Origin of the sequence: Pseudomonas sp. NPDC087185 (assembly GCF_044744955.1) — a bacterium.
Taxonomy (GTDB): Bacteria; Pseudomonadota; Gammaproteobacteria; order Pseudomonadales; family Pseudomonadaceae; genus Aquipseudomonas.
The window spans coordinates 168,383-193,630 of the sequence record NZ_JBIUZK010000008.1 but is presented as its reverse complement, the minus strand read 5'-3'; the positions used below and the strand labels follow the sequence as shown (position 1 = coordinate 193,630).

The following is a 25,248-nucleotide window of genomic DNA, read 5'->3' as shown; positions in this document are numbered from 1 at the left end:
GGCAAGGGTCAGCTGGCGCTGACCTTCAGGCCGATCAGGCCGCAGACGATCAGCGCCACACTGACCAACCGCACCAGGGCCATGGACTCGCCGAACAGGATGATCCCGGCGATCACCGTGCCCACTGCGCCCACACCGGTCCATATGGCATAGGCAGTCCCCAGTGGCAGTTCTTTCATGGCAAGGCCCAGCAGGCCCAGGCTGATGACCATGGCGCCAACGGTCAGCACGGTGGGGAGTGGGCGGGTGAAGCCGTCGGTGTACTTCAGGCCGACAGCCCAGCCGACCTCGAACAGGCCGGCGAAGAACAGGATGATCCAGGACATGAGTGTGTCTCCATCGTTTGAATGATGGGGCCGTCCCCGGAATGGTCACGCGGTGCGTCGTGAGGCCGTCCTCACCGTGGGCATCATAGTGCACATCTACAGATTCTCGAGCAAGTCAGTGCCGGCCTCTTCGCGGGGGAACATCAATGCCTGACGGGTTCAACCCCTTCAACCTCGCCCGCTGGCGCTTCCATCCGCCGGAACCAGGTCGACAGCAGTGCTCCGGAAATATTGTGCCAAACGCTGAACAGCGCACTCGGCACCGCCGCCAGCGGCGAAAAATGCGCGGCGGCCAGTGCCGCCCCAAGCCCAGAGTTCTGCATCCCCACCTCCAGCGCCAGCGACTTGCGCTGGGCCAGCGGCAGCTTGCAGAACTTGCCGGTGAGGTAGCCCAACAGGTAACCAAAACTGTTGTGCAGCACGACCACCGCCATGATCAGCAGCCCCGATTCGGCGATCTTCGCCTGGCTGGCCGCCACCACCGCGCAGACGATCATGACGATGCTCACCACCGACACCAGCGGCAGCACCTGCACCGCCATCTGCACCCGCGCCCCCAGCAGGCGCTGGGCAAGCACGCCGAGCACGATCGGCAACATGACCAACTGCAGGATCGACCAGAACATGTCCATGAAGGACACCGGCAGCCAGGCCGAGGCCAGGAACCAGATCAGCGTCGGTGTCAGCAGCGGCGCCAGCAACGTGGTGACCGCAGCGATCGCCACCGCCAGTGCCAGGTCGCCCTTTGACAGCCACACCATCACGTTCGACGCGGTGCCGCTCGGGCAGCAACCGACCAGGATCACACCCACGGCGATTTCCGCCGGCAGCTGGAACAGCTGGCACAGCAGCCAGGCCATGCCCGGCATGATCACGAAGTGCGCGACTACCCCGAGTGCCACGCGCCAGGGCTGACGGGCGAGGGCGGCGAAGTCGTCGAGCTTGAGGGTCAGGCCCATGCCGAACATCACCAGCCCCAGCAGTGGCACGATGGCAACCTTGAGCGCGATGAACCATTGCGGTTGCAGGAAAGCCAGGCAGGCGAACACCAGCACCCAGAGGGCGAAGGTGTTGCCGACGAAGCGGCTGAGGGCGGCGAGGGCGCGCATGGGATATTCCTTGTACTTATATAAGTGTGGTTTTCCAGGGCCTCTTCGCGGGCAAGCCCGCTCCCACAGAGACACCCCACGCTTCAAGAGCAGTGGGGGACCTGTGGGAGCGGGCTTGCCCGCGAAGAGGCCGGTGCTGGCTCAGGATAACGCCCTGACCAGCACCGGCAGATCAGCTAACTCAGACCCCTTGCGGAATCTCTTCACCACCCAGCGCCTCGAACAGCACCGGCAGGAATTCGCTGAAGGTCATCATCATCAGCAGGAAGCTTGCATCGAACTGCTGCGCAGCTTCATCACCGCCATCCTGCTCGGCCTGCTCCTGCAGCAGCTCTTCGAACTTCAGGCGCTTGATGACCATCTTGTCGTCCAGCACGAACGACAGTTTGTCCTGCCAGGCCAGGGCCAGCTGGGTGACCACCTTGCCGGTGCTCAGGTGCAGCTGGATTTCCTCGCCGGTCAGGTCCTGGCGCTTGCAGCGCACGATGCCGCCGTCTTCGGCGGTGTCGCGCAGCTCGCATTCGTCCAGCACATAGAAGCCTTCGGCGGCCTGTTGCGATTTGACCCAATCGGTCATGGTCGCGGCCGGAGCGATTTTAACGGTGGCCGGGCGTACCGGCAGCGAGCCCATGACTTCGCGCAGGGTCGACAGCAGGTCTTCGGCGCGCTTGGCGCTGGCCGAGTTGACCAGGATCATGCCCAGGCGTGGGGCGATGGCGGCGAAGATCATCGAGCGGCGGATGAACGCGCGCGGCAGGAACGCCTGGATGATCTCGTCCTTGATCTGGTCGCGTTCCTTTTTATAGACCTTGCGCATCTGCTCGGTCTCGATCTCTTCGACCTTCTCTTTGACAGCATCGTTGACGACGCTGCTGGGCAGAATGCGTTCTTCCTTGCGTGCGGCAATCAGCAGGAACTCGCCGCTGACGTGCACCAGGGGAGCGTCTTCGCCTTTGCCGAACGGCGCGACGAAACCATAAGTGGTCAGCTCCTGGCTGGCGCAGGGGCGGGCCGGCTTGCTGGCCAGGGCAGCTTCCAGTGCTTCAGCTTCGAACGGCACTTCCTGGGTCAGGCGGTAGGACAGCAGGTTCTTGAACCACATGAGGGTGAGTCTCTCCTTAATGCATAAGGGGGGCATTATTCTCCGAGCAGGCGTTCCAGGCCAGCCCTGTCATAGGGCCAGCAGCTGCTAATGGGGTAAGAAACCGCAGGCAGCGCTAGGTCTTTGAAAGGCCAAGGAATTTTTTTCAGAAAAGTTGAAAAATGTACTTGCCAGCCGTGTGCCTCGTCCGTAGAATGCGCGCCACACCGAGACGAAGGGTGATTAGCTCAGCCGGGAGAGCATCTGCCTTACAAGCAGAGGGTCGGCGGTTCGATCCCGTCATCACCCACCACTCGATGTATAGCGCAGCGGTAGTTCAGTCGGTTAGAATACCGGCCTGTCACGCCGGGGGTCGCGGGTTCGAGTCCCGTCCGCTGCGCCATATTCAGCTTCCAGGGCCCACTGAACACCCTGAAGCAACAGAGAAAGCGACCTTAGGGTCGCTTTTTTTGTTTGTGCAGTTTGAATCGCGCAGGGCGATGAAAAAAAACAGCCCAATGGCTTGCCAAGGTGTCGGTTCCTCCGTAGAATGCGCGCCTCACCGAGACGAAGGGTGATTAGCTCAGCCGGGAGAGCATCTGCCTTACAAGCAGAGGGTCGGCGGTTCGATCCCGTCATCACCCACCACTCGATGAATAGCGCAGCGGTAGTTCAGTCGGTTAGAATACCGGCCTGTCACGCCGGGGGTCGCGGGTTCGAGTCCCGTCCGCTGCGCCATATTCAACTTCCAGGGCCCACTGAACACCCGGAAGTTACAGAGAAAGCGACCTTAGGGTCGCTTTTTTTGTTTCTGCAGTATCAACGGTTGCGCTCTTCTTCCCGCAGGGTCAGCACCTCGACCCCATCAGCCGTCACCGCCACGGTATGCTCCCACTGCGCCGACAACGCATGGTCGCGGGTAATCACCGTCCAACCGTCTTTCAACGTGCGTGTACCGCGCCCGCCCTGGTTGATCATCGGCTCGATGGTAAAGACCATTCCGGGTTTGAGCCTCATGCCCATGCCGCGCTGGCCGAAGTGCAGCACCTCGGGCCCTTCATGCATCTGCTGGCCGATGCCATGCCCGCAATATTCGCGCACCACGCTGTAACCGGCAGCCTCGGCATGTGCCTGGATGGCATGGCCGATGTCGCCCAGCGTCGCACCGGGGTGTACCTGCCCGATACCTTTCCATAATGCTTCGTAGGTGGTGTCGACCAAGCGCCGGGCCTCCTCGCTGATTTCACCCAGGCTGTACATCTTTGACGAATCGGCAATGTAGCCGCCTTGTTCCAGGGTGATGTCGACGTTGATGATCGAACCCTCCTTCAACACCTCATCCACGTTGGGCATGCCGTGGCAGACCACATGGTCCACCGAGGTATTGAGCGCGTAAGGGAACCCGTATTGGCCCTTGCTCGCCGGGCGTGCCTTGAGGGTATTGACGATGAACGCCTCGGCGCGATCGTTGATCTGCATCGTGGTCACGCCGGGGCGGATGAAACTGTCGAGGTCGGCGAACACTCGGGCCAGCAGCTGGCCGGCGTTGCGCATCAGGTCGAGTTGGGCGGGGGTCTTGAGGATCACTTGGGACATGGGGGGAGGGCAGTAACTCATGCTGGAATTTGCCCCAGCATAGCGCCATGAGGCTTCGTGGTGCCACCGCATGGTGCGTTGTCGTGGGGGGCCATCGCCGGCAAGCCGGCGCCTACGGGTACCCGATGAGCCTTGAAGCGCGGGTGATCCCGTGGGCGCCGGCTTGCCGGCGATAGGGCCAGTGGGGCTGGCCCAGGAATTGCTGGCATACCTTTACCCAGGGCCATCAATGTCGATGGCTCACACTTCTTCACGACAAAGGCGCCGTGTTGCCCCCGCTTGCCAAGCAAGCCGGGGCAGCCGGCGCCTTTTGCGTTTCCATCAGGAGACCCGCCCATGGCCAGCACCGAAGTACGCAGCGTCTGCCCCTATTGCGGCGTCGGCTGTGGCATCGTCATGCGCGTGGACGACGGCAAGGTCAGCAAGATCAGCGGCGACAAGCAGCACCCGAGCAATTTCGGCCGCCTGTGCACCAAAGGCCTTACCGCCCACGTCCCGCTGACCGCCGCCGGGCGCATGGAAAGCGCCTTCGTCCGCCAGCAGCGCGACCACCCACCGGCGCGCAGCAGCATGGCCCAGGCCATCGCCCAGGCCGGCGAGCGCCTGCGCGGCATCATCGACCAACATGGCCCTGACGCCGTGGCCCTGTACGTTTCCGGGCAGATGTCGCTGGAGGCCCAGTACCTGGCCAACAAGCTGGCCAAGGGTTTCATCCGCACGCGCCATATCGAGTCCAACTCGCGCCTGTGCATGGCCAGCGCCGGCAGCGGCTACAAGCTGTCGCTTGGCGCTGACGGCCCGCCTGGCAGCTACCAGGATTTCGAGCGCGCGGATGTCTTCCTGGTTATCGGTGCGAACATGGCCGACTGCCACCCGATCCTCTTCCTGCGTCTGCTCGACCGGGTAAAAGCCGGGGCAAAGCTGATCGTCATCGACCCACGTCGCACCGCCACCGCCGACAAGGCCGACCTGTTCCTGCAGGTGCGCCCCGGCAGCGACATGGCGCTGCTCAATGGCCTGCTGCACCTGCTGCACCGCAACGGCCAAACCGACCCCGCCTTTATCGCTCGCCACACCGAGGGCTGGGATGAACTGCCGGCCTTTCTCGAGGACTACACCCCTGAACGCGTGGCAGCCATCACCGGGTTGGCAGAAGCGGACATCCACCAAGCAGCTGAGCTGATCGGCAACGCCGGGGAGTGGATGAGCTGCTGGACCATGGGCCTGAACCAGAGCATCCACGGCACCTGGCACAGCAACGCCATCTGCAACCTGCACCTGGCCACAGGCACCATCTGCCGCCCTGGCAGCGGGCCGTTCTCGCTGACCGGGCAGCCCAATGCCATGGGTGGGCGCGAAATGGGCTACATGGGGCCAGGGCTGCCGGGCCAGCGCTCGGCGTTGGTCGAAGGTGACCGCCGCTTCGTCGAGGCGCAGTGGGGCCTGGCCCCGGGCAGCCTGCGCAGCGAAGGAGGCGAAGGCACGGTGGCGCTGTTCGAGCAGTTGAAGGCGGGCGACGTGAAGGCCTGCTGGGTCATCTGCAGCAACCCGGTGGCCAGCGTCGCCAACCGTCAGCAGGTGATCGATGGCCTGTGCCAGGCCGAGCTGGTCATTACCCAGGATGCCTTCCTCGACACCGAAACCAACCGCTACGCCGACATCCTGCTGCCCGCCGCGCTGTGGGCCGAAGGCGAGGGCGTGATGATCAACAGCGAGCGGAACCTCACCTTGATGCCGCGTGCGGTCGAAGCACCGGGCGAGAGCTTGCCGGATTGGCAGATCATCGCCAGGGTCGCCTGTGCCATGGGCTATGCCGAGGCCTTCGATTACCCCAACGCCGAAGCGGTGTACGACGAAATCCGCCGCTTCTACAACCCGGCCACCGGCTACGATCTGCGCGGTATCGGTTATCAGGCGCTACGCGACAAACCACGCCAGTGGCCCTGCGCCCCAGGCCAAGAGGACGACCGCAGCCCGCTGCGCTATGTCGAAGATGGCGCCCCCGCAACGCTGCGGTTCCCAACGGCCAGCGGCAAAGCCCGGTTCTTCGCCCGGCCCTGGCTGCCCGCGCCAGAATTACCAGACGCCGACTACCCACTGGTGCTCAACACCGGCCGCGTGCAACACCAGTGGCACACCCTGACCAAGACCGGCAAGGTGCCGGCGCTGAACAAGCTGGAGCCCGGCCCCTTTGTCGAAATCCACCCCGAGGATGCGGCAAGGCTGGGCATTCACGACAAGGACCAGGTGGCGATCCGCTCGCGCCGTGGCCAGGCCGTGCTGCCAGCGCGCGTCAGCGACCGGGTGATGCCCGGCAACTGCTTCGCGCCATTCCACTGGAACGACGTGGTGGGTGAGCAACTGGCAATCAATGCCGTCACCTGTGATGCGGTCGACCCGCTGTCGCTGCAGCCGGCGCTCAAGCACTGCGCCGTGGCCCTTGAGTGGGTGGCCGGGGAACGCATCGATGCCCTCGACCTGAACACCGCCACCATCACCCCGGAGCCTGCCCGCATGCCGACCGCGACCCTCTCTCGTCTGCTTGGCCTGGATACCCTGCCAGCCCCCGTGCTGGCCGAAGAAGAGCGCCATTACCTGCAGGGGTTTCTGCTCGGCCTGGACCAGGCATGTGCCGAGGGCGTGCCCCGCTTGCCGGCCAGTGCGCCGCTGGCGGCGCACCGGCGCCTGTTCGTCGACGGGCTGCTGGCCGGGCTGTTCGCGCAACCTGCGGCGGCGCCGGCCACGCTCGCCATTGCGCCGCGTCATCACGTGCTGTGGGCTTCGCAGACTGGCAACGGCGAGGCGCTGGCCGAACGCTGCGCCGAGCGTTTGCGGGGGGCAGGCCTGGAAGTGCAGCTCAGTTGCATGGCGGCGGTCAGCCCGCTGCAGTTGCAGGGCGCTGCCAGCGTCGTGCTGATCACCAGTACCTTTGGCGATGGCGATGCGCCCGACACTGCCATGGCATTCTGGCAGGCGCTGCAGGGCGAGCAAGGCGCGCACTGCGCCGAGCTGCCCTATGCCGTGCTGGCCCTGGGCGATTCCAGCTATGACCAGTTCTGCGGGTTTGGCCGCAAGCTCGACCAGCGCCTGGCCGAACTGGGTGGGCGGCGCCTGCTGCCGCGGGTCGATTGCGAGCCTGACTTCGATGACGCCTTTGCCAGCTGGCTCGCTGCGCTGCTGCCCGAGCTGGGTAGCGCTGCGCTGTCGCTGCCGGCCAGTGAACCGATTGCCACCTACAGCAAGCAACAGCCGTGGTCGGCCAGCTTACTGGAAAACCGCCTGCTCAATGGCCCGGGCGCCGGCAAGGAAACCCGCCAGCTGGTGTTCGACCTCGCCGACAGTGGTTTCACCTATGCCGCCGGTGACGCCTTGGGGGTGTGGCCGCGCAACTGCCCGGCGCTGGTCGAGGAGCTGTTGGCGGCGATGCGGCTCGAGGGCCATGCCACGGTCCAGATCAAAGGCCAGCCGGCCATGCCCCTGGCTGCGGCGCTGGAGTCGCACCTGGAAATCGCCAAGGTCACCGCGCAGCAACTGCAGGTCTTCAGCCAGCAAGCCGCCGACCTGCAGCGCCTGTTGCAGCCCGAGTGCAAAGCCGAGTTGCAGGACTGGCTGTGGGGCCGGCAGTTGGTCGACGTGCTGCGTGCGTTTCCCCAGGACCTGCCGCTGGCCACCTGGCTCGACCTGCTCAAACCCTTGCAACCACGGCTCTACTCGATCAGTTCCAGCCCGCTGGCGCACCCTGGGCAGGTTCATCTGACCGTTTCGACCGTGCGTTATGGCGCGCGCAAAGGCGTCTGTTCGAGCTTCCTGGCCGACCGTGGGCAGGCGGTAAAAGTGGCGATCTTCCCGCAGGTGTCGAAGCACTTCCGCCTGCCTGAAGACGACAATGTGGCGGTGATCATGGTCGGCCCCGGTACCGGCATCGCGCCCTTTCGCGCCTTCCTCGAAGAGCGTGAGGTGCGTGGCGCCAAGGGAGCCAACTGGCTGTTCTTTGGCGAGCAGTACGCCGCAACCGACTTCTATTACCAGGCGCAGCTTGAGGCCTGGCAGGCGAGTGGTCACTTGAAGTTGGACACGGCGTTTTCCCGTGACCAGGCCGAAAAGATCTATGTGCAGCAGCGCCTGCGTGAGCAGGGGGCACAGGTGTGGCAATGGCTGGAGGCGGGGGCGTACTTCTATGTTTGTGGTGATGCCCAGCGCATGGCCAAGGATGTGGATGCAGCGCTGCGCGAGATTATTGCCGAGCACGGAGGCGTGGATGCCGATGCTTACATGGAAGCCCTGAGCAAGGCCAGGCGATACCGGCGGGATGTGTACTGAAATGCTCCAGCATGGGGAGCGTTGCACCTTGAAAGTGCATGGTCTGGGCTGGCCCCCTCGCCGGCAAGCCGGCGCCCACAGGTGCAGCACAGGGCCTGAGAACAGCGCAGCCCTTGTAGGCGCAGGCTTGCCGGCGATGGGGCCGGTACAGGCAACATAACTGGCACAGTCCCTGCTTTATCTCCCACACAACAAGCCCCACTGATCAACGGCGATCAACCCAGGGGCACACCGTGATGAATACAGGCAAAGGCGCCTGGAGCTTCGGCTCCAGGCGCTTTTTTTTTGATCGAGGATCGGCTTATGAAGGCAACAGCGAGCGGCGGGCAACGAGAGCGACTGGTCATCGTCGGCAACGGCATGGTCGGCCACCATTGCGTCGAGCAACTGGTCGAACGCGGCGCGCTGGCGCGGTTCGAGCTGCATGTGTTCGGCGAAGAGCGCCAGCGCGCCTACGACCGCGTGCACCTGTCGGAGTACTTCGGCGGCAGCTGTGCCGAAACCCTGGCCCTGTGCGAGCAAGGTTTCTATGACGACAACGGCGTGCACCTGCACCTGGGTGAAGCGGTGCTGGAGATCGACCGCGCGCGCTGCGAAGTGGTCACCGCCGAAGGCCGCTACGGCTACGACCAGCTGATCCTGGCCACCGGTTCCTACCCCTTCGTGCCGCCGATCGAAGGCTCCAGCGGCAATGCACGCCTGGTCTACCGCACCCTCGACGACCTTGACGCGATCCGCGCCGCTGCCGCCGATGCCACGCGTGGTGTAGTGGTCGGCGGCGGCTTGCTGGGCCTGGAAGCGGCCAACGCGCTCAAGTCCCTGGGCCTTGAAGCACACGTGGTGGAGTTCGCCCCACGGCTGATGCCGGTGCAGCTGGACGGCGAGGGCGGTGCGGCGCTCAAGGCGCAGATCGAAGCCCTGGGCGTCGGCGTGCACCTGTCACGTGCCACCCAGTCGATCAGTGCTGGCGAAGCCTACCGCTACCGCATGAACTTCGACGGCGGTGAACACCTGGAAACCGATCTGGTCGTGTTCTCCGCCGGCATCCGCCCGCAGGACGCCCTGGGCCGTGCCAGCGGCCTGGAAATCGCCGCCCGCGGCGGCGTGGTGATCGACAACCACTGCCGCAGCAGCGACCCGCGCATCTTCGCCATCGGTGAGTGCGCCTCGTGGAACGGCAGCGTGTTCGGCCTGGTCGCGCCGGGCTACAGCATGGCGCGCAACCTGGCGGCGCTGCTGCTGGGCGAGCCGGCCGTGGCATTCACCGGCGCCGACATGTCGACCAAGCTCAAGCTGCTGGGCGTCGATGTCGGCTCCATCGGCGATGCCCATGGCGCCACGCCGGGCTCGCGCAGCTACCGCTTCATCGACGAGGCCAACGCGGCCTACCGCCGCCTGGTGGTGGATGCCAGCGGCAAGCATGTGCTCGGCGCGGTGCTGGTGGGCGACAACAGCTACTACGATACCCTGCTGCAATACGCCCAGAACGGCATTGCCCTGCCGGCCGATCCGGCTGCGCTGATCCTGCCGCAAAGCGGTGGCGCGCCGGCCCTGGGCGCCGATGCGCTGCCCGACAGTGCGACCATCTGCTCGTGCCACAACGTCAGCAAGGGCGCGGTGTGCGCGGCCATCGACAGCGGTTGCGGCGACCTTGCCGCAGTCAAGGGCTGCACCAAGGCGGCCACCGGCTGCGGCGGCTGCGCGGCGTTGCTCAAGCAGGTCTTCGAGCACGAACTGACCGCCCGTGGCGTGACCGTGGACAAGAGCCTGTGCGAGCACTTCGCCTACACCCGCCAGGAGCTTTACGGGCTGGTGCGGGTCGGTGGCATCCGCACCTTCAACGACCTGCTCGAACGCCATGGCAAAGGCCACGTCGGTTGCGACATCTGCAAGCCGGCGGTGGGCAACATCCTTGCCTCGTGCTGGAACCAGCCGATCATGGACCCGGCACTGGTGCCGCTGCAGGACACCAACGACACCTTCATGGCCAACATGCAGAAGAACGGCACCTACTCGGTGGTGCCGCGCATCCCCGGCGGTGAAATCACCCCTGACAAACTGATCGTGATCGGCCAGGTGGCGAAAAAATACGACCTCTACACCAAGATCACCGGCGGCCAGCGCATCGACCTGTTCGGCGCCCAGTTGCACGAGCTGCCGCTGATCTGGGGTGAGCTGATCGAAGCCGGGTTCGAGACCGGTCACGCCTATGGCAAGTCGACTCGTACGGTGAAGTCGTGCGTGGGCAGCACCTGGTGCCGCTACGGTGTGCAGGACAGCGTTGCCATGGCGCTGCGCCTGGAGGACCGCTACAAGGGCTTGCGCAGCCCGCACAAGCTCAAGTTCGCGGTGTCGGGCTGCACCCGCGAATGCGCCGAGGCGCAGAGCAAGGACATCGGCGTGATCGCCACCGACAAGGGCTGGAACCTGTACGTCTGTGGCAATGGCGGCATGCGCCCACGGCATGCCGAGCTGTTCGCCACCGACCTGGACGACGAAACCCTGGTGCGCCTGATCGACCGTGTGCTGATGTTCTACATCCGCACTGCCGACAAGCTGCAGCGCACGTCGGTGTGGCGCGAGAGCCTGGACGGCGGCCTGGACTACCTCAAGCAGGTGATCCTCGACGACAGCCTGGGCCTGGCTGCCGAGCTGGAAGCGCAGATGCAGCATGTGGTCGACCAGTATGAATGCGAGTGGGCCAACGCCCTCAACGACCCGGAAAAACTCAAGCGCTTCCGCACCTTCGTCAACGACCGGCGCGCCGACCCGGACGTGCACTTCGTCCGCGAGCGCGAACAGCGCCGCCCTGTGGCACCGTTGCACCTGATCCCAACCGTCGAGGAGGCTGTCTGATGAACCTGTCCAATGCTGCTGTGGCAACGCAATCCAACTGGCAAGCGGTGTGCCGGGCCGAAGACCTGGTCGCCGATTCTGGCGTGGTGGTGTGGCTGGAGGGTGATCAGGTGGCGCTGTTCTACCTGCCAGGCCAGGAACAGCCGCTGTACGCGGTGGACAACCGCGACCCACGCTCCGGGGCCAACATCATCGGCCGTGGCCTGGTGGGTAGCCTGCAGGGGCAACTGGTGGTGGCGGCGCCGCTGTACAAGCAGCACTTCAGCCTGCGCAGCGGCGAGTGCCTGGAAGATGCCGGGCAGCGGTTGCGGGTGTGGCCGGTGCGGTTGAACGGCGGGGCTGTGGAAGTGGCGGTGGCCTGATTTCACTGTGTTGCCAGTACCGGCCGCTTCGCGGGCTTGCCCGCCAAGCGGCCGGTACAACCAGCTTAGATGACCAACCCCGGCGGTTCACGCCCGGCAAACACATCCAACAGGCTCGCCACCACCATCTCCCCCATGCGCGTGCGGGTCTGCACCGTGGCACTGGCCCGGTGCGGCTGCAGCAGCACGTCCTCGCGCTCGAACAGCGCCTCGGGCACACGGGGCTCATCGGCAAACACATCCAGCGCCGCACCGGCAATCTCGCCCGCCTGCAGCGCCGCGATCAACGCCGGTTCATCCACCAGCTTGCCGCGGGCGATATTGATCAGGTAACCCTCAGGCCCCAGCGCCCGCAGGATCTCGCGGTTGACCAAGGCCTCAGCCTTGTCCGCCGCCGCCGCGAGGATCAGCGCATCGCTGCCCTTGGCCAACTGCGCCAGGTCCGGCTCGAACCCATAAGGCACCGCCTGTGCCTGCAGGTCGGTGTAGCGGATCGGGCAGCCAAATGCCGCCGCCCGCTGGGCTACCGCACGCCCAACCCGGCCCATGCCGACGATGCCCACGCGCATGCCAGACACCTGGCGTGCCAGCGGCAGCGGCGCCAGTGGCGTGGCGCTTGTCGCCCAGTGGCCGGCACGGACGAAGCGATCGCCCGTGGCGATGCCACGGCACACGCCGATCAGCAGGCCGATGGCCAAGTCGGCGACATCTTCGGTCAGTGCGCCGATCGTGGCGGTCACCTGGATACCGCGATCGCGGGCATAGGCCAGGTCCACCGCGTCGGTGCCCACGCCATTGACCGCCACCACTTCAAGTTTGGGCAGGCGCGCCATCAGCGCCTGGCTGATGCCGGTGTGGCCGCCGGTGATCACGCCACGGATGTTGCCGCCATGCCGGCTGACATAACCGTCCTTGTCGGCCTGCTCGTAATAGCGGTGCACCGTGAACAGTGCTTCCAGGCGCTCGCGGATGGCCGGGATGAGGATCGGGCTCAGCTGCAGGATTTCAGGTTTCATCAAACACTCCATTCAAGGCAGGGGTCAGCCGCGGCCGACGAAGGGCATGTTGCTGGCCATCACGGTCATGTTCAGCACGTTGGCCTGCAGCGGCAGCGCGGCGATGTAGCGCACCGCGTCGGCCACATGGCGCACGTCGAGCATCGGTTCGGCGGCGATCTCGCCATTGGCCTGGCGCACGCCACGGGTCATGCGTTCGGACAACTCGGTCAGCGCGTTGCCGATGTCCACCTGGCTGCAGACGATGTTGTAGGGGCGGCCGTCGAGTGCCAGGGCCTTGGTCAGGCCCAGCACCGCGTGCTTGCTGGCGGTGTAGGGCGCGGTGAACGGGCGCGGGGTGTGCGCCGAGATCGAGCCGTTGTTGATGATCCGCCCGCCCTGCGGCTGCTGGCGGCGCATCAGGCCGAAGGCGGCGCGGGCGCAGAGGAACACGCCGTCAACGTTGGTGGCGATGACGTTGCGCCAGTTTTCCAGGGGCAGTTCGTCGATGGGCACGGCCGGGGCGTTGATGCCAGCGTTGTTGAAGATTACATCGAGGCGGCCATGCACCTCCTCGATGGTGGCGAACAACTGCGCCACGCTCTGTTCATCGCGTACGTCGGTGGGCACTGCCAGGGCTTCGCCACCGGCTGCCTGCGCTTGCTCGACCACCGCCAGCAGCGGCTCGGCGCGGCGCCCGGCAAGCACCAGGCTGAAGCCGTCCTGCAACAGGGCGAGGGCGACCGCGCGGCCGATGCCGCTGCCTGCGCCGGTGACCAGGGCGATTTTCTTCTGTTGACTCATCGTGGGGCTCCAGTGATTCAGGCTGCGGTGGCGGTTTGGCTGGCGGGGCGTGGGCCGACGCGCACGTGCAGCTCGCCGATGCCGTCGATGCCGGCATGGATCAGGTCACCCGGGTTCAAGGGCGCCACGCCAGGCGGGCTGCCGGTCATGATCAAGTCACCCGGGCGCAGCGGCAGTTGCCGGGACAGCCGGCTGATCACCTCGGCCAGCGCCCAGGTCTGCTGGCTCAGGTGCGCGCGCTGGCGCTCCTGGCCGTTGACCTGCAGCCACAACGCGGCGTCCAGCGGCCACGGCAGTTGGCTGGCGGGGGTGATGGCAGTCATCGGTGCCGAGGCCTCGAACACCTTGGCGCCTTCCCACGGCAGGCCATCGCGCTTGGCTTGGCGTTGGCGGTCGCGACGGGTCAGGTCGAGCCCGGCGGCGAAGCCGAAGACGTGCTCCAGCGCCTGCTCGGGGGCGATGTCGGCGCCGCCTTTATCGATCGCCACCACCAGTTCGATTTCGTGGCAGAACTCGTCGGTTTGCGGCGGGAAGGGCAGTTCGCCCTGCGCCTCGACCACGTTGCTGGCGGGCTTCATGAAAAACACCGGCTCGCTTGGCGCCGGGCCTGCGGCTTCGGGCCAGGGGTAGTTGCGGCCCAGGCAGAACACTCGGCCGACCGGGAAGCGCGCAGCGCTGCCGAGGACCGGCAGGCTGACGACGGCGGGCGGGTTGAACAGGTAGCTCATGGGTGGATCCTCCGTGCTGGAGTGGCCAGCGTAACCAGCGGCCGGCGGGCAAAGTTGGACGAAAGCAGGGTCGGCTTGGACATATCCGGGCTCATGCGGCGGTCTTCAGTTCGATGCGGTACAGCTTGCCGAGCAGCAGCGAGTACGACAGGGTGCCCATCAACGCCACCGCGCCGATAAACCAGAAGGCCATGGCGAACGAGCCACTGGCGTGCACGATGGCGCCAATCACGATCGGCGTGACGATGCCGCCGATATTGGCTGCCAGGCTGGTGACACCGCCGGTCAAGCCGATCAGTTCCTTGGGCGCGACTTCCGACACTGCCGCCCACGACGACGACGCGATGCCCTGGGCGAAGAACGCCAGGGTGAGCACGGCAATGCACAGCACGTTGGAGTCGGTGAAGTTCACCAGCACGATCGACATGCCGAGCATCGAACCCACCACCAGCGGCAGCTTGCGGGCGAACGACAGCGAGTAGCCACGGCGGATCAGCAGGTCGGAGACGATCCCCGCCAGCAGGATGCCGACCGTGGCGCCAATGAACGGCATGACCGCGAAGATGCCGACCTTGATCAGGGTCAGCTGACGCTCTTCGATCAGGTAGGTCGGGAACCAGGTCAGGAAGAAGTACAGCGCCGAGGTGCTGGCGAACTTGCCCAGGCAGATCGCCCACACCTGGCGGTAACGGAACAGCTCGGCCACCTGGCGCCAGTCGAAGCGGGTGCGCTGCTGGCTGCTTTTCACCAGCCCGCCGCCGTCTTCGATATAGGCCAGTTCTTCCTTGCTGACCTTCTTGCAGTTCAGCGGGTCGCGGTACAGCCACAGCCACACCACGCCGAACAGGATGCCGACCAGGCCCGTGCTGTAGAACACGTGGCGCCAGTCGTAAGTGGTCGCCAGCCACAGCAAGGCGCCAGTGAACAGCGCGGTGCCCAGGTATTGGCCGCAGACGTAGATGCTGCTGGCCATGCCGCGCTCACGGGCCGGGAACCACACGGTGACCGCGCGGCTGTTGGCGGGGAAGGCGGGTGCCTCCATGGCACCGACCGCCAGGCGCAGGCCGAACAGCGAGGCAAAGCCGCTGGCCAGGCCCTGGGCGACGGTGACCGCCGACCAGCTGATCAGCGACACGCCGTAGGTCAGGCGCGAGCCGAAGCGGTCGGCGATGAAGCCGGCCGGCACCAGCGCCAGGGCGTAGGTCCAGGCGAAGGCGGAGAAAATCAGGCCCATCTCGACCTTGTCCAGGCCCAGGTCCTTGGCCATGAACGGCGCGGCGATGGAGATGTTGACCCGGTCGACATAGTTGATGATGGTCGCCACCAGCAGCAGCGAAAGCATGAACCAGCGGCGGCGGGTGGGCAGGCGCTGGGCAGGGGCCGCGTCCAGCGCGTACGACGACGCGGCGCGGGGGGTAGGCGTGCTCGACATGAGTCGACCTCGTTTGTTGTTGTTGGTAGAGGTTGGGCTGCAGTCCCTTTTCTAAGGTGGTCGTACAACAGGGTGAATGCAACGGTGGTTTTAGACCGTTTTTTTCACACGAGGCAGGGGATGGCTGTGCTGTCCAAGAAATTCCAGAGGCGGGGTTTTGCCTCGAATACTGACTGGATATCGCGTTCTGACAGGGCTGGCGGGATTTTCGGTTGCATTGGTTTTTGCAGAAGGCGTTAAATCGAACAGCTTAGACATCGTACAACTCAACACCCGCCTACCGGAGATTAACCATGCCCCCCAAGCGCGAGGTCCCGACCTACCTCATGCAGCAGCGCAGCGAGCTGATGGATTTCTATATCCGCGACCAGCGCGGCCGCCCCGCCGAGACCGCGCCGCATCGCCACGAGTATTTCCAGATCCAGGTCAACTTCGGCGGCGACACGGTGCAGCACATCGGCAACGTGCAGCGCCCCTTCCGCCGCAACACCCTGGCGTTCATCTTGCCGCACCGCGTGCATGTGATCCCGCACCCGGCCGACCACGATTTTGTGGTGATCAACTTCGCCCAGACCTTCCTGCTGCCGCACCTGGCCTGCGACCCGATGGACCTGGAAGAGGTGTCGATCCTGCAGGCGCCCGAATTGTCACCGTTCCGCTTCCAGGAGCACTTGGACTTCTGCCTCGCAGAGGCCGACTTTGTCGAAGTCCGACGCATCCTCGCGCAGATGCGCGAACTCGACGCCAACCGCCGCTTCGGCAGCCGCGAAATCCTCAAGGGCCTGCTGTTGCAGCTGATCGGGCAGGTCTGCGGCCTGTATGCCGAACCCTTGCGCGAACTGGCCGACAACAACGCCGCGCAGCTCAGCCGGCGCGCAGCGTTGGGGCGCATGAGCGAGTACCTGCGCCGGCACATCGACGATCCCGACCTCAACCTGCACAAAGTGGCGGCGGCCACTTACCTGTCGCCCACCTACCTGACCCACTGGCTGCGCAAGGAAATCGGCAAGACCTTCAGCGAACTGGTGCTGGAGCGGCGCATGCACGCGGCGCGCAACTACCTGCTCAACGGCAGCCGGCCGGTGGGGGAGGTGGCGCGTTTGTGCGGCTTTGCCGACGAGGCCTATTTCTCCCGGCGCTTCCGGCAGATCCATGGCTTGCCGCCGGGTCAGTTCCGTCGCCAGCAGCGCGACCCGGATACGCCGCAGGTGGCGATGCGGTAAGCTTGCCGGCATGAACCTCGACACCCGCATCAAGTACCGCCACCTGCTGTGTTTCCTGGAGATTGCCCGGCAGGGCAGCCTGGCCAGGGCAGCGGACATTCTGGCGATCAGCCAGCCGGCGATTTCCAAGACCCTCAAGGAGCTCGAAGACCTGCTTGAGGCGCGCCTGTTCGAGCGCAGCCGTCAGGGCGTCGAGCTGACCCCGGCCGGTACCCGTTTCATGCGCTATGCCGGGCCCAGCGTGCAGGCCCTGCGCGATGGTGTCAGCAGTCTGCGGGGTGAAGCGCGGGCGCCGTCGCAGGTGCGCATCGGCGTGCTGTCGACGGTCGAAGGCTTGCTCATGCCCGAGGTGTTGTGCCGCCTGCATCAACGCCATGAGGCGCTGTTGATCAGCGTGGTGACCGGGGCCAGCGCGCAGTTGCTCGGGCAGTTGCGCCTGGGTGAGCTGGAGCTGGTGGTCGGGCGCATGACCGACAGCCCGCAGATCCAGGGGTTGTCGTTCGAGCACCTGTACAGCGAGTCGATGGCCCTGGTGGTACGCCCGGGGCACCCATTGCTGGCCGGCACGCCGGTGGAGCGCGCACTGGTGGGGCGTTACCCGCTGGTGCTGCCGCCACCCGGTACCACCATTCGCCAGCATGCCGATAGCCTGTTCGTGCAGTGCGGTATCCAGCTGCCGGCGCAGCGGCTGGAAACCCTTTCGCTGGCCCTGAGCCGTCGCTACCTGCTGGGCAGCGATGCGCTGTGGGTGGCGCCGCGTGATGCGGTGCTGCTCGACCTGCGACGTGGCGAGCTGGCCGAGTTGGACCTGGGCGTGCGCGAGCCCGGTGGTTCGGTGGGGATCTGCCGCAATGCCGCATTGGCGCAGAGCGTGCCAGGGCAGTGGGTGTGCGATGTATTGCGGGAAGTGGCCGGGCAATACCGCGAGGGCGCATACCCCTGATTGGGCCGCTCAGAACCCCTGGACATAAATCGCCACAAATTCCGGGCAAAACCGCGATCAAGGGTCAATACTGGCCAATGGCTGCAAAGCGTGGATGAATAAGCTTTTAAGTACTGAACTTCCTTATCAGAACCCGCTCTTATGCCGGTAGCCATTGGTAATGGCCGCCTGATAAGCTCGCGGCTTTACCCTGATTGCCCACATGGCGCATGAACAAGGAAATAGCATGAAACAGCATCGTTTGGCGGCTGCGGTTGCCCTGGTAGGCCTGGTACTGGCTGGCTGTGACCAACAAGCCAGCAGCCCCGAGCTGAAAACTCCGGCACAGAAAGCCTCCTACGGTATCGGCCTTAACATGGGCAAGAGCCTGGCTCAGGAAGGCATGGAAGACCTTGATTCCAAAGCCGTCGCCCTCGGCATCGAAGACGCCGTCAGCAAGAAAGAACAGCGCATCAAGGACGAAGAGCTGGTAGAAGCCTTCACCTCGCTGCAGAAACGCGCCGAGGAGCGCCTGGCCAAGGCCAGCGAAGAAGCCGCCTCCGCCGGCAAGAAATTCCTCGAAGAGAACGCCAAGAAGCCTGGCGTGGTCACCACCGCCTCGGGCCTGCAGTACGAAGTCATCAAGAAGGCCGACGGCCCGCAGCCCAAGCCGACCGACGTGGTCACTGTCCACTACGAAGGCAAGCTGACTGATGGCAAGGTGTTCGACAGCTCGGTAGAGCGCGGCAGCCCGATTGACCTGCCCGTCAGCGGTGTAATCCCGGGTTGGGTCGAAGGCCTGCAACTGATGCACGTCGGCGAGAAGTACAAGCTGTTCATCCCGGCTGAACTGGCCTACGGCGCACAGAGCCCAAGCCCGCTGATCCCGGCCAACTCGGTGCTGGTATTCGACCTGGAACTGATCGCCATCAAGGACCCGGCTCAGCTGCAAGGCGAGGCTCCGGACGCTGACGCTCCGGCCGAAGCCCCCGCTGAAGCACCTGCCAAGTAATACTGGCTGGTAACTGCACAACGCCCCGTCTCGACGGGGCGTTGTCGTTTCTGCACCGGGCACTGGGCCGAACCTCGCGGGCCTGATAGTGTCCGAGCAGATGCAGCGTGAAGAAGCAGGAGGCTTCTGACGCAAATCGTTTGCGCCATTGAAACGACTGTGTAAAAAACGCCCGATCTGACCGCGGCCCTTGCCTTGTGGGCACCTGCCGTCAGAAACTTCGCCCTGTTCACAAGGTTATCCACAATAAATGTGGATAACCTCTTCCTGCTGGAGGCTCCATGAGCGCACCCTGGAATTTCGCCCGCTTCCTGCCCTTGGCCGAGCGCCTGCTCAGCCGTGGCCGGCTGCCGGCCCTGTTGTTTGCCGTGGCCCGCAAAGGCCCGCGCCTTGGCCAGTTGCGCGACGATATCAAGCTGCTGCAGTCGTTGTGCCTGGCCTGGTGGCGCGGCGAGTACCGCGCGATCAGCCCCAAGGCACTGGTGACCATCGTCGCCGGCCTGCTGTACTTCGTCAGCCCCATCGACGCCATCCCCGATTGGTTACTGGGCGTAGGCTTTCTTGATGACATCGCCGTGCTTGGCTGGGTGCTGAAGACCGTGGCGGATGAGCTGGCGCGCTTCAAGGCCTGGCGTGACAGCCAGGCGCCAGAGCGGCTGCGCGTGGTCGAGCGGCTGCCTGATACCCCTGAAGCACTGCGCCTGGAGCGCAAATCGCACTGAAAGCGAGCAGATCCCCACAGACTCCCGCGCTTGGTAATATAATTGGCATAAGGATTATGCCTACGGATTACATGCCGTAATCCTACGTTAGGGGGTTGTTATGGGTATTCAGGTCATTAGCCGGGACGGTCAGCCCGAGTACGCCGTTGTTCCCTGGGAGCAGTATCAGGCGTTGCTCAAGGCGGCCGGGCAGGCGCCTGCCGAGGCGGTTGCCGAAGTCGATGAACCGCGCGCGGCACGCGTTGAACTGCCCGCTTTCAGCGAGGTGGCGCAGTTGCGACAGGCCAAAGGCATCGCGCCTGAGGCATTGGCGCGTAATGTGGGCGTCAGTCCCGCCTACCTGGCCATGATCGAGTCGGGCGAACGCGAGCCAGGTGATGTCATCCGCCGTGCCCTGGCGTGGCACTTGGGCGTGGCAGGCTGGAGCGAGCCGTCATGAGCCAGGTCAGGATCAGCCGACAGCATTGGCAGAGCCTGCTGGATGAGCTTGACCTGGCCCGCCGTCAACGGCACTTGCTGACCTATCGTGCGCTGATAGAGCGCCTGCAACTGCCTACGCCGGCCATGCAGACGCTGACCGCCGCGCTGGAGTACCTGGCCGTGCTCGATGCCCGTGCCGAGCAGCCGCTGCGCAGCTCGCTGGTGATCAGCCAGGGCGCCAGCCGGCTGCCGCGTACCGGCTTCTTCGAATGCGTGGAGAGGCTGGGGCGCTTCACCGGGCCGGTGGATGGCATGGAGGCCGCTTCGTGGCATGCCTCTGAGGTGGTACGGGTATTTGAGTATGCCTATCCCGAAATAGCCTGACAGGCTGTCGGTGAACGTTAAAAGAAAGGGCCGGACATTTTCATGTCCGGCCCTTTCATTTTGCGACACCGGGGTGGCTGATTACTGCTTGGCCACTTTGGTGCTGGCGCTGAGGTAGTCGATCAGGATGCGCCCGGTCTCGGACAGGTAAGCGTCGTCTTCCGGCTTGGTGTTCTCGTCCTCGGTCGGCAGCGCGTCCTCGTCCTCTTTCTTCAGCTCTTTCAGTGGCTCTTCACCCTTGGCCTTGCGGCGGGTGTTTTCCAGGGCCAGCTGCTTGGCTTCGATCTCGTCGTGGCGGGCGCGGCGGTCTTGCTCGTTGAGGCTGACGGTCTTCTCGTCCATCAGCTTCTTGGTCAGCGCCAGGCGGTCACGGATATAGGTGAATTCCGCGTCCTTGTCGCTGCGTGCTTCATGCTGCGCCTTGAGCTGAGTCAGGAACGGCTTGAACGGGTCGGCCGCCGGCTTGACCACCGGGCGGATGGTGTCCCACGGCATAGCCTCGGGCAGGGCGCTTTCACCGATTTCCTTAGTGTCGATGATCGATGGGTAGTCGATGTCCGGCAGCACGCCCTGGTGCTGGGTGCTCTGCCCGGAAACCCGGTAGAACTTGGCCAGGGTCAGCTTCAGCTCGCCATGGTTGAGCGGCTGGATGGTCTGCACGGTGCCTTTGCCGAAGGTCTGGCCGCCGATGATCAGGGCGCGGTGGTAGTCCTGCATGGCACCGGCGAAGATTTCCGAGGCCGAGGCCGAGAGGCGGTTGACCAGCAATGCCAGCGGGCCTTTGTAGAAGGCGCCGGGGTTTTCGTCCTCAAGCACATCGACGCGGCCGTCGCTGTTGCGCACCAGCACGGTCGGGCCTTTTTCGATGAACAGGCTGGTCAGCTCGGTGGCTTCCTGCAGGGAACCGCCGCCGTTGTTGCGCAGGTCGATGACCACACCGTCGACCTTTTCCTTCTGCAGCTCGGTGAGCAGTTTTTTCACGTCGCGCGTGGTGCTCTTGTACTCTGGGTCGCCGGCACGGTAGGCCTTGAAGTCCAGGTAGAAGGCCGGGATTTCGATGATGCCCAGCTTGTAGTCACGGCCGGCCTGCTTGAGCTTGAGCACCGATTTTTTCGCCGCCTGCTCTTCAAGCTTGACCGCCTCGCGGGTGATCGAAACGATTTTGCTGGTCTGGTCGCTTGGCGCATTGCTGGCCGGGATGACTTCCAGGCGCACCACCGAGCCTTTCGGGCCACGGATCAGCTTGACCACTTCGTCCAGGCGCCAGCCGACCACGTCGACCATTTCCTTGTTGCCCTGAGCGACGCCGATGATCTTGTCGGCCGGGGCCACTTGCTTAGTCTTGGCCGCAGGGCCTGCCGGCACCAGGCGGACGATCTTGACCTGGTCGTTGTCGCTCTGCAGCACCGCGCCGATGCCTTCAAGCGACAGGCTCATGTTGATGTCGAAGTTTTCGGCATTGTCCGGCGACAGGTAGTTGGTGTGCGGGTCGTAGGACTGGGCGAAGGTATTGATGTAGGCCTGGAAGATGTCTTCGGCACGGGTCTGGTCCAGGCGCGACAGCTGGTTCTTGTAGCGCTTGGTCAGGGTTTCCTGGATCTGCTTGGGCTCTTTGCCGGCGATTTTCTGGCGCAGCACTTCGTCCTTGACGCGTTTGCGCCACAGGTCGTCGAGCTCGGCCTGGTTCTTCATCCACGGGGCATCCTTGCGGTCGATCAGCAAGGTTTCCTTGGTGGTGAAGTCCATCTTGTCGACGCCCTTGTTGAGCTCGGCCAGGGCGAAGTCCAGGCGTTGCTTGACGCGGTCGAGGTAGCGTTTGTAGATGGTGAAGCCGGGGTCGAGGTTGCCGCTTTTGAGGAAGTCGTCGAACTGTGTCTTCCACTTGTCGAATTCGGCGATGTCGGCCGCAGTGAAATAGCTACGCGCAGGGTCGAGCAGCTTGATGTAGCTGTCGTAGATGATCACCGAGCGGGCGTCATCGAGCGGCGGCTTGCTGTAATGGTGGCGCTTGAGCAGCTCCACCACGTTGAGGCTGGCGACGATTTCGTCACGGTCCGGCTGCAGGCTGTCCCACTTGTTGGCGGCCGCCGCATTGCCGCCGAGCGTGAGGCTGCCAAGGCCGATTACGAGAGCCAGGGCGGTGCTAGGTAGGAAATGCTTCATGCTGATTCGACGTGGAGGCAATTGATCACGCATAGTAGGCCGTCTTTTCCGTTGCCGGTTCCATGGAGCCGGACAAATACTGCAAAAAGCCTGGGGTAAGCGTCCCCAGGCCCAGTCATGATTCAACTATGGAGGCACTGTGAAGGCATTGCAAGGCGAAGACGGACATGTGGAGTGGGTCGAGGCCGTGCGCCCGGCCCTTGACGCCGGCCAGGTGCGCATTCGAGTGGCTGCTGCGGGGCTGAACCGCGCCGACCTGTTGCAGATGAAGGGCTTGTACCCGCCACCGCCAGGCGCCAGCCCGTACATGGGCCTGGAATGCGCCGGCATCATCGAGGAGGTGGGGCCGGGCGCCGACTGGCGTGTGGGCGACCGGGTTTGCGCACTGCTGGCCAGCGGGGCGATGGCCGAAGAAGTGGTGGTGGATGCCCGCCATGTGCTGCCGGTGCCCGAAGGCCTGAGCCTGCACGAGGCGGCGGCGCTGCCCGAGGTCTATGCCACGGCATGGTTGAACATTTTCCAGTTGGGCGCGGTGAAGGCGGGCGAAAAGGTGCTGGTGCACGCGGGCGCCAGTGGCGTCGGTTCGGCGGCGATCCAGCTGTGCAAAGCGTTTGGCAACCCGGTGTATGTCAGCGTCGGCTCCAAGGACCGCCTGGCCTACTGCGAAGCGCTGGGCGCTGCGGGTGGCGTGGTGCGTAACGAGAACCTCGACGCTCTGGAAGGCTTCGGGCCGTTCGACGTGATCCTCGACCCGGTCGGCGCCAGTTACGGGGAACTCAACCTCAAGCTGCTGGCGCGCGACGGGCGTTGGGTGATCATTGGCCTGATGGGCGGGCGCAAGTTCGAACTGGACCTGGCGCAGGTACTGGGCAAGCGCCTGGAGATTACCGGCTCCACGCTGCGCAACCGTGATGATGGGTTCAAGGCCGAGTTGTTGCGTGAGTTGCAGCAGCAGGTATGGCCGCTGTTCGCCGAGAAGCGTTTGTCGCCGCAACTGGTGGATACCTACCCGGTGGCGTTCGCTCAAGCGGCGTATGCAGCGCTGGACAGCAACCAGGTGTCGGGCAAGCTGGTGATGGTGATAGATCCGAGTTTGATCTGACATTGCTGGGGGCGCAAAGCGCCCCCCTTGTCCTCAAGTCCAGCTATGAATCGGCCACCCATTGATCTGTGCGTGCTCACGCAACACTGCATCCGGGTTCACCACATGCGGATGGTCCACTTTCAGCAACAGCGGCAAGTCGTTGCGCGAATCCGAATAAAAGCTCGCCCCCTCCAGGTTCTCCTGCTCCTGATCCAGCCATTCCAGCAGCCGGGTGATCTTGCCCTCGCGGTAGGTCAGCACGCCATGGGTCTTGCCGGTATACACCCCGTTCACCGCCTCCAGTTCGATCGCCAGGTATTCGTCCACACCCAGCCGCGCTGCAATCGGCCCCACCAGGTGTGTGCCGCTCGCCGAGATGATCAGGATGCGGTCGCCTCGCTTGCGGTGCTCGGCGATACAGCGGCAGGCGTCGCCAAAGATGATCGGTTCGATCACCTCTTCGACCCAGGGCTCGACCAGGTGCTCGACCTCTTCCAGCGTGCGCCCGGCAATCGGCTCCAGGCTGAAGGCCATATAGTCCTCCATTTGCAGGTGGCCTTTGCCATAGGCCTCCATCAATTCATGGTCGCGGCGTAAAAAGGCCTTGCCATCGACCCAGCCCAGCCGTGCCATCTGCTCGCTCCACAGCGACGCACAGTCGCCGTGGATCAAGGTTTCATCGAGGTCGAAAATTGCCAGTGCCATGTGTTGAATCTCCTTAGGCCACTTCCCGTAGCGCCGTGGGGTCGATCGACAAGGATACCCGCTGGCCGTCCGCGTGCAGGTCGGCCGATGAGCGGTTGAGCACGTCGACCACCAGCTCCACGTCGCGCACCCGCACCCGGTAGCGGATCACGTTGCCGAGCAGGCTGTGGCTGCGTACCTCGCCGTCCAGCTCGCCATTGCGGCCCAGGGTGATCGACTCTGGGCGGATTGCCAGGCGGCTGGCCACCGGGCGTTGCAGCAAGCGGCTGGCGCTGTCCGGGTCGAGCAGGTTGTAGTTGCCGATGAAACCGGCGGCAAACAGGTCCACGGGCGCTGTGTAGAGGGTTTCGGCGTCGCCGCTCTGGACGATGCGCCCCTGGTTCATCAGGAAGATGCGGTCCGACATTGTCAGCGCTTCTTCCTGGTCATGGGTGACGAAGATGGTGGTCAGCCCCAGTTCCCGCTGGATGGCGCGAATCTGCTCGCGCAGGTGCTTGCGGATGCGTGCATCCAGCGCCGACAGCGGCTCGTCGAGCAGCAGCAGGCGCGGCCGGGTAACCAGTGAGCGGGCCAGGGCCACGCGCTGGCATTGGCCACCGGAGAGCTGGTGCGGGTAGCGCGCGGCAAAGCTGCCCAGCTCGACCAGTTCCAGGGCTTCGCGCACCCGTGCCTGGCTTTCGTCGGCTTTCACCTTTTGCATGCGCAAGCCGAAAGCGACGTTCTGCTCCGCGGTCATGTTGGGGAACAGTGCATAGCTCTGGAATACCATGCCGATGCCGCGCTTTTGCGGACTAAGCGGCACGATATCCTGGCCGTCGAGGAGGATCTGCCCACCGTCCACTGGGGTCAGCCCGGCGATGCAGCGCAGCAGGGTGGACTTGCCGCAGCCGGATGGGCCCAGCAGGGTAACGAACTCGCCGCGTTCGATCTGGCAGTCGATGTTCTCGAACACCGGGGTACCGGCATAGCGTTTGTGCAGTTGCTGTACGCTGACGAAGCTCATG

Annotated in this window: 21 protein-coding genes and 4 tRNA genes; 14 read left to right on the top strand and 11 right to left on the bottom strand. The window is 64.6% G+C overall.

What is annotated here, in order from left to right; all coding sequences use genetic code 11:
* Positions 1–8: 8 nt before the first annotated feature.
* The 3 genes from sugE to rdgC all read right to left on the bottom strand — a co-directional run bounded on the left by sugE (position 9) and on the right by rdgC (position 2,537).
* Positions 9–326, bottom strand: a complete 318-nt coding sequence (gene sugE, locus ACIPIJ_RS24725; RefSeq protein ID WP_054900524.1) for a quaternary ammonium compound efflux SMR transporter SugE — start codon at positions 324–326, stop codon at positions 9–11.
* A 143-nt stretch (positions 327–469) separates the two neighbouring features.
* On the bottom strand, positions 470–1,435 hold the full coding sequence (locus ACIPIJ_RS24720; protein WP_401081779.1) for a bile acid:sodium symporter family protein: 966 nt from the start codon (positions 1,433–1,435) through the stop codon (positions 470–472).
* A gap of 181 nt (positions 1,436–1,616) precedes the next feature.
* Positions 1,617–2,537, bottom strand: a complete 921-nt coding sequence (gene rdgC, locus ACIPIJ_RS24715) for a recombination-associated protein RdgC (RefSeq protein ID WP_401081777.1) — start codon at positions 2,535–2,537, stop codon at positions 1,617–1,619.
* Positions 2,538–2,753: 216 nt separating this feature from the next.
* Between rdgC and ACIPIJ_RS24710 the strand changes: the two genes are divergently transcribed.
* From ACIPIJ_RS24710 to ACIPIJ_RS24695, 4 genes are all read left to right on the top strand, one after another.
* Positions 2,754–2,829 (top strand) — tRNA-Val (locus tag ACIPIJ_RS24710).
* Positions 2,830–2,842: 13 nt separating this feature from the next.
* A tRNA-Asp gene (locus ACIPIJ_RS24705) sits at positions 2,843–2,919 on the top strand.
* 169 nt (positions 2,920–3,088) lie between these two features.
* Positions 3,089–3,164 (top strand) — tRNA-Val (locus ACIPIJ_RS24700).
* Positions 3,165–3,177: 13 nt separating this feature from the next.
* Positions 3,178–3,254 (top strand) — tRNA-Asp (locus ACIPIJ_RS24695).
* An 81-nt stretch (positions 3,255–3,335) separates the two neighbouring features.
* Here the strand turns inward: ACIPIJ_RS24695 and map are convergent.
* On the bottom strand, positions 3,336–4,112 hold the full coding sequence (map, locus tag ACIPIJ_RS24690; protein ID WP_401081775.1) for a type I methionyl aminopeptidase: 777 nt from the start codon (positions 4,110–4,112) through the stop codon (positions 3,336–3,338).
* Positions 4,113–4,448: 336 nt separating this feature from the next.
* Between map and ACIPIJ_RS24685 the strand changes: the two genes are divergently transcribed.
* The 3 genes from ACIPIJ_RS24685 to nirD all read left to right on the top strand — a co-directional run bounded on the left by ACIPIJ_RS24685 (position 4,449) and on the right by nirD (position 11,650).
* The gene (locus tag ACIPIJ_RS24685; protein WP_401081772.1) at positions 4,449–8,432 is read left to right on the top strand and encodes a molybdopterin-dependent oxidoreductase; all 3,984 of its coding nucleotides are present in this window, start codon (positions 4,449–4,451) and stop codon (positions 8,430–8,432) included.
* 303 nt (positions 8,433–8,735) lie between these two features.
* A complete protein-coding gene (gene nirB / locus ACIPIJ_RS24680; RefSeq protein ID WP_401081769.1) occupies positions 8,736–11,288 on the top strand; it encodes a nitrite reductase large subunit NirB in 2,553 nt (850 codons plus the stop codon).
* Entirely contained in the window at positions 11,288–11,650 is a 363-nt protein-coding gene (gene nirD, locus ACIPIJ_RS24675) for a nitrite reductase small subunit NirD (protein WP_401081766.1), read from the top strand. Before nirB ends, nirD begins: the two co-directional genes overlap by 1 nt.
* Before the next feature lie 65 nt (positions 11,651–11,715).
* Here the strand turns inward: nirD and ACIPIJ_RS24670 are convergent, their stop codons facing one another.
* The 4 genes from ACIPIJ_RS24670 to ACIPIJ_RS24655 form a co-directional block, all read right to left on the bottom strand.
* Positions 11,716–12,666 (bottom strand): 2-hydroxyacid dehydrogenase, encoded by a 951-nt coding sequence (locus tag ACIPIJ_RS24670; protein ID WP_401081763.1) that lies wholly within the window; start codon positions 12,664–12,666, stop codon positions 11,716–11,718.
* A gap of 24 nt (positions 12,667–12,690) precedes the next feature.
* The gene (locus ACIPIJ_RS24665; RefSeq protein WP_401081760.1) at positions 12,691–13,449 is read right to left on the bottom strand and encodes an SDR family oxidoreductase; all 759 of its coding nucleotides are present in this window, start codon (positions 13,447–13,449) and stop codon (positions 12,691–12,693) included.
* Positions 13,450–13,466: 17 nt separating this feature from the next.
* On the bottom strand, positions 13,467–14,177 hold the full coding sequence (locus tag ACIPIJ_RS24660) for a fumarylacetoacetate hydrolase family protein (protein WP_401081757.1): 711 nt from the start codon (positions 14,175–14,177) through the stop codon (positions 13,467–13,469).
* A gap of 91 nt (positions 14,178–14,268) precedes the next feature.
* The gene (locus tag ACIPIJ_RS24655; protein WP_401081754.1) at positions 14,269–15,609 is read right to left on the bottom strand and encodes an MFS transporter; all 1,341 of its coding nucleotides are present in this window, start codon (positions 15,607–15,609) and stop codon (positions 14,269–14,271) included.
* 293 nt (positions 15,610–15,902) lie between these two features.
* Between ACIPIJ_RS24655 and ACIPIJ_RS24650 the strand changes: the two genes are divergently transcribed.
* From ACIPIJ_RS24650 to ACIPIJ_RS24625, 6 genes are all read left to right on the top strand, one after another.
* On the top strand, positions 15,903–16,832 hold the full coding sequence (locus ACIPIJ_RS24650) for a helix-turn-helix transcriptional regulator (protein ID WP_401081751.1): 930 nt from the start codon (positions 15,903–15,905) through the stop codon (positions 16,830–16,832).
* Between the two features lie 10 nt (positions 16,833–16,842).
* Positions 16,843–17,775 carry a pca operon transcription factor PcaQ gene (gene pcaQ, locus ACIPIJ_RS24645; protein WP_401081748.1) on the top strand — a complete coding sequence of 311 codons (933 nt, stop codon included), beginning with the start codon at positions 16,843–16,845 and terminating at the stop codon, positions 17,773–17,775.
* A gap of 226 nt (positions 17,776–18,001) precedes the next feature.
* Positions 18,002–18,766: an FKBP-type peptidyl-prolyl cis-trans isomerase gene (locus ACIPIJ_RS24640; protein WP_401081745.1), complete on the top strand. Its 765-nt coding sequence runs from the start codon at positions 18,002–18,004 to the stop codon at positions 18,764–18,766.
* 281 nt (positions 18,767–19,047) lie between these two features.
* Positions 19,048–19,488: a YkvA family protein gene (locus ACIPIJ_RS24635; protein WP_401081742.1), complete on the top strand. Its 441-nt coding sequence runs from the start codon at positions 19,048–19,050 to the stop codon at positions 19,486–19,488.
* Between the two features lie 100 nt (positions 19,489–19,588).
* Positions 19,589–19,927 (top strand): multiprotein-bridging factor 1 family protein, encoded by a 339-nt coding sequence (locus tag ACIPIJ_RS24630; protein WP_401081739.1) that lies wholly within the window; start codon positions 19,589–19,591, stop codon positions 19,925–19,927.
* Positions 19,924–20,292 (top strand): hypothetical protein, encoded by a 369-nt coding sequence (locus ACIPIJ_RS24625; RefSeq protein ID WP_401081737.1) that lies wholly within the window; start codon positions 19,924–19,926, stop codon positions 20,290–20,292. Before ACIPIJ_RS24630 ends, ACIPIJ_RS24625 begins: the two co-directional genes overlap by 4 nt.
* An 81-nt stretch (positions 20,293–20,373) precedes the next feature.
* Here the strand turns inward: ACIPIJ_RS24625 and ACIPIJ_RS24620 are convergent, their stop codons facing one another.
* A complete protein-coding gene (locus tag ACIPIJ_RS24620) occupies positions 20,374–22,455 on the bottom strand; it encodes a carboxy terminal-processing peptidase (RefSeq protein WP_401081734.1) in 2,082 nt (693 codons plus the stop codon).
* A 139-nt stretch (positions 22,456–22,594) separates the two neighbouring features.
* On the opposite strand from ACIPIJ_RS24620, the gene ACIPIJ_RS24615 reads away from it, so the two are divergent.
* Entirely contained in the window at positions 22,595–23,557 is a 963-nt protein-coding gene (locus tag ACIPIJ_RS24615; protein WP_401081731.1) for an NAD(P)H-quinone oxidoreductase, read from the top strand.
* 33 nt (positions 23,558–23,590) lie between these two features.
* Here the strand turns inward: ACIPIJ_RS24615 and ACIPIJ_RS24610 are convergent, their stop codons facing one another.
* The gene (locus tag ACIPIJ_RS24610; RefSeq protein WP_401081728.1) at positions 23,591–24,244 is read right to left on the bottom strand and encodes an HAD family hydrolase; all 654 of its coding nucleotides are present in this window, start codon (positions 24,242–24,244) and stop codon (positions 23,591–23,593) included.
* A 13-nt stretch (positions 24,245–24,257) separates the two neighbouring features.
* Complete coding sequence (locus ACIPIJ_RS24605; protein ID WP_401081725.1) at positions 24,258–25,247, bottom strand: ABC transporter ATP-binding protein; 990 nt, start codon at positions 25,245–25,247, stop codon at positions 24,258–24,260.
* Position 25,248 lies beyond the last annotated feature (1 nt).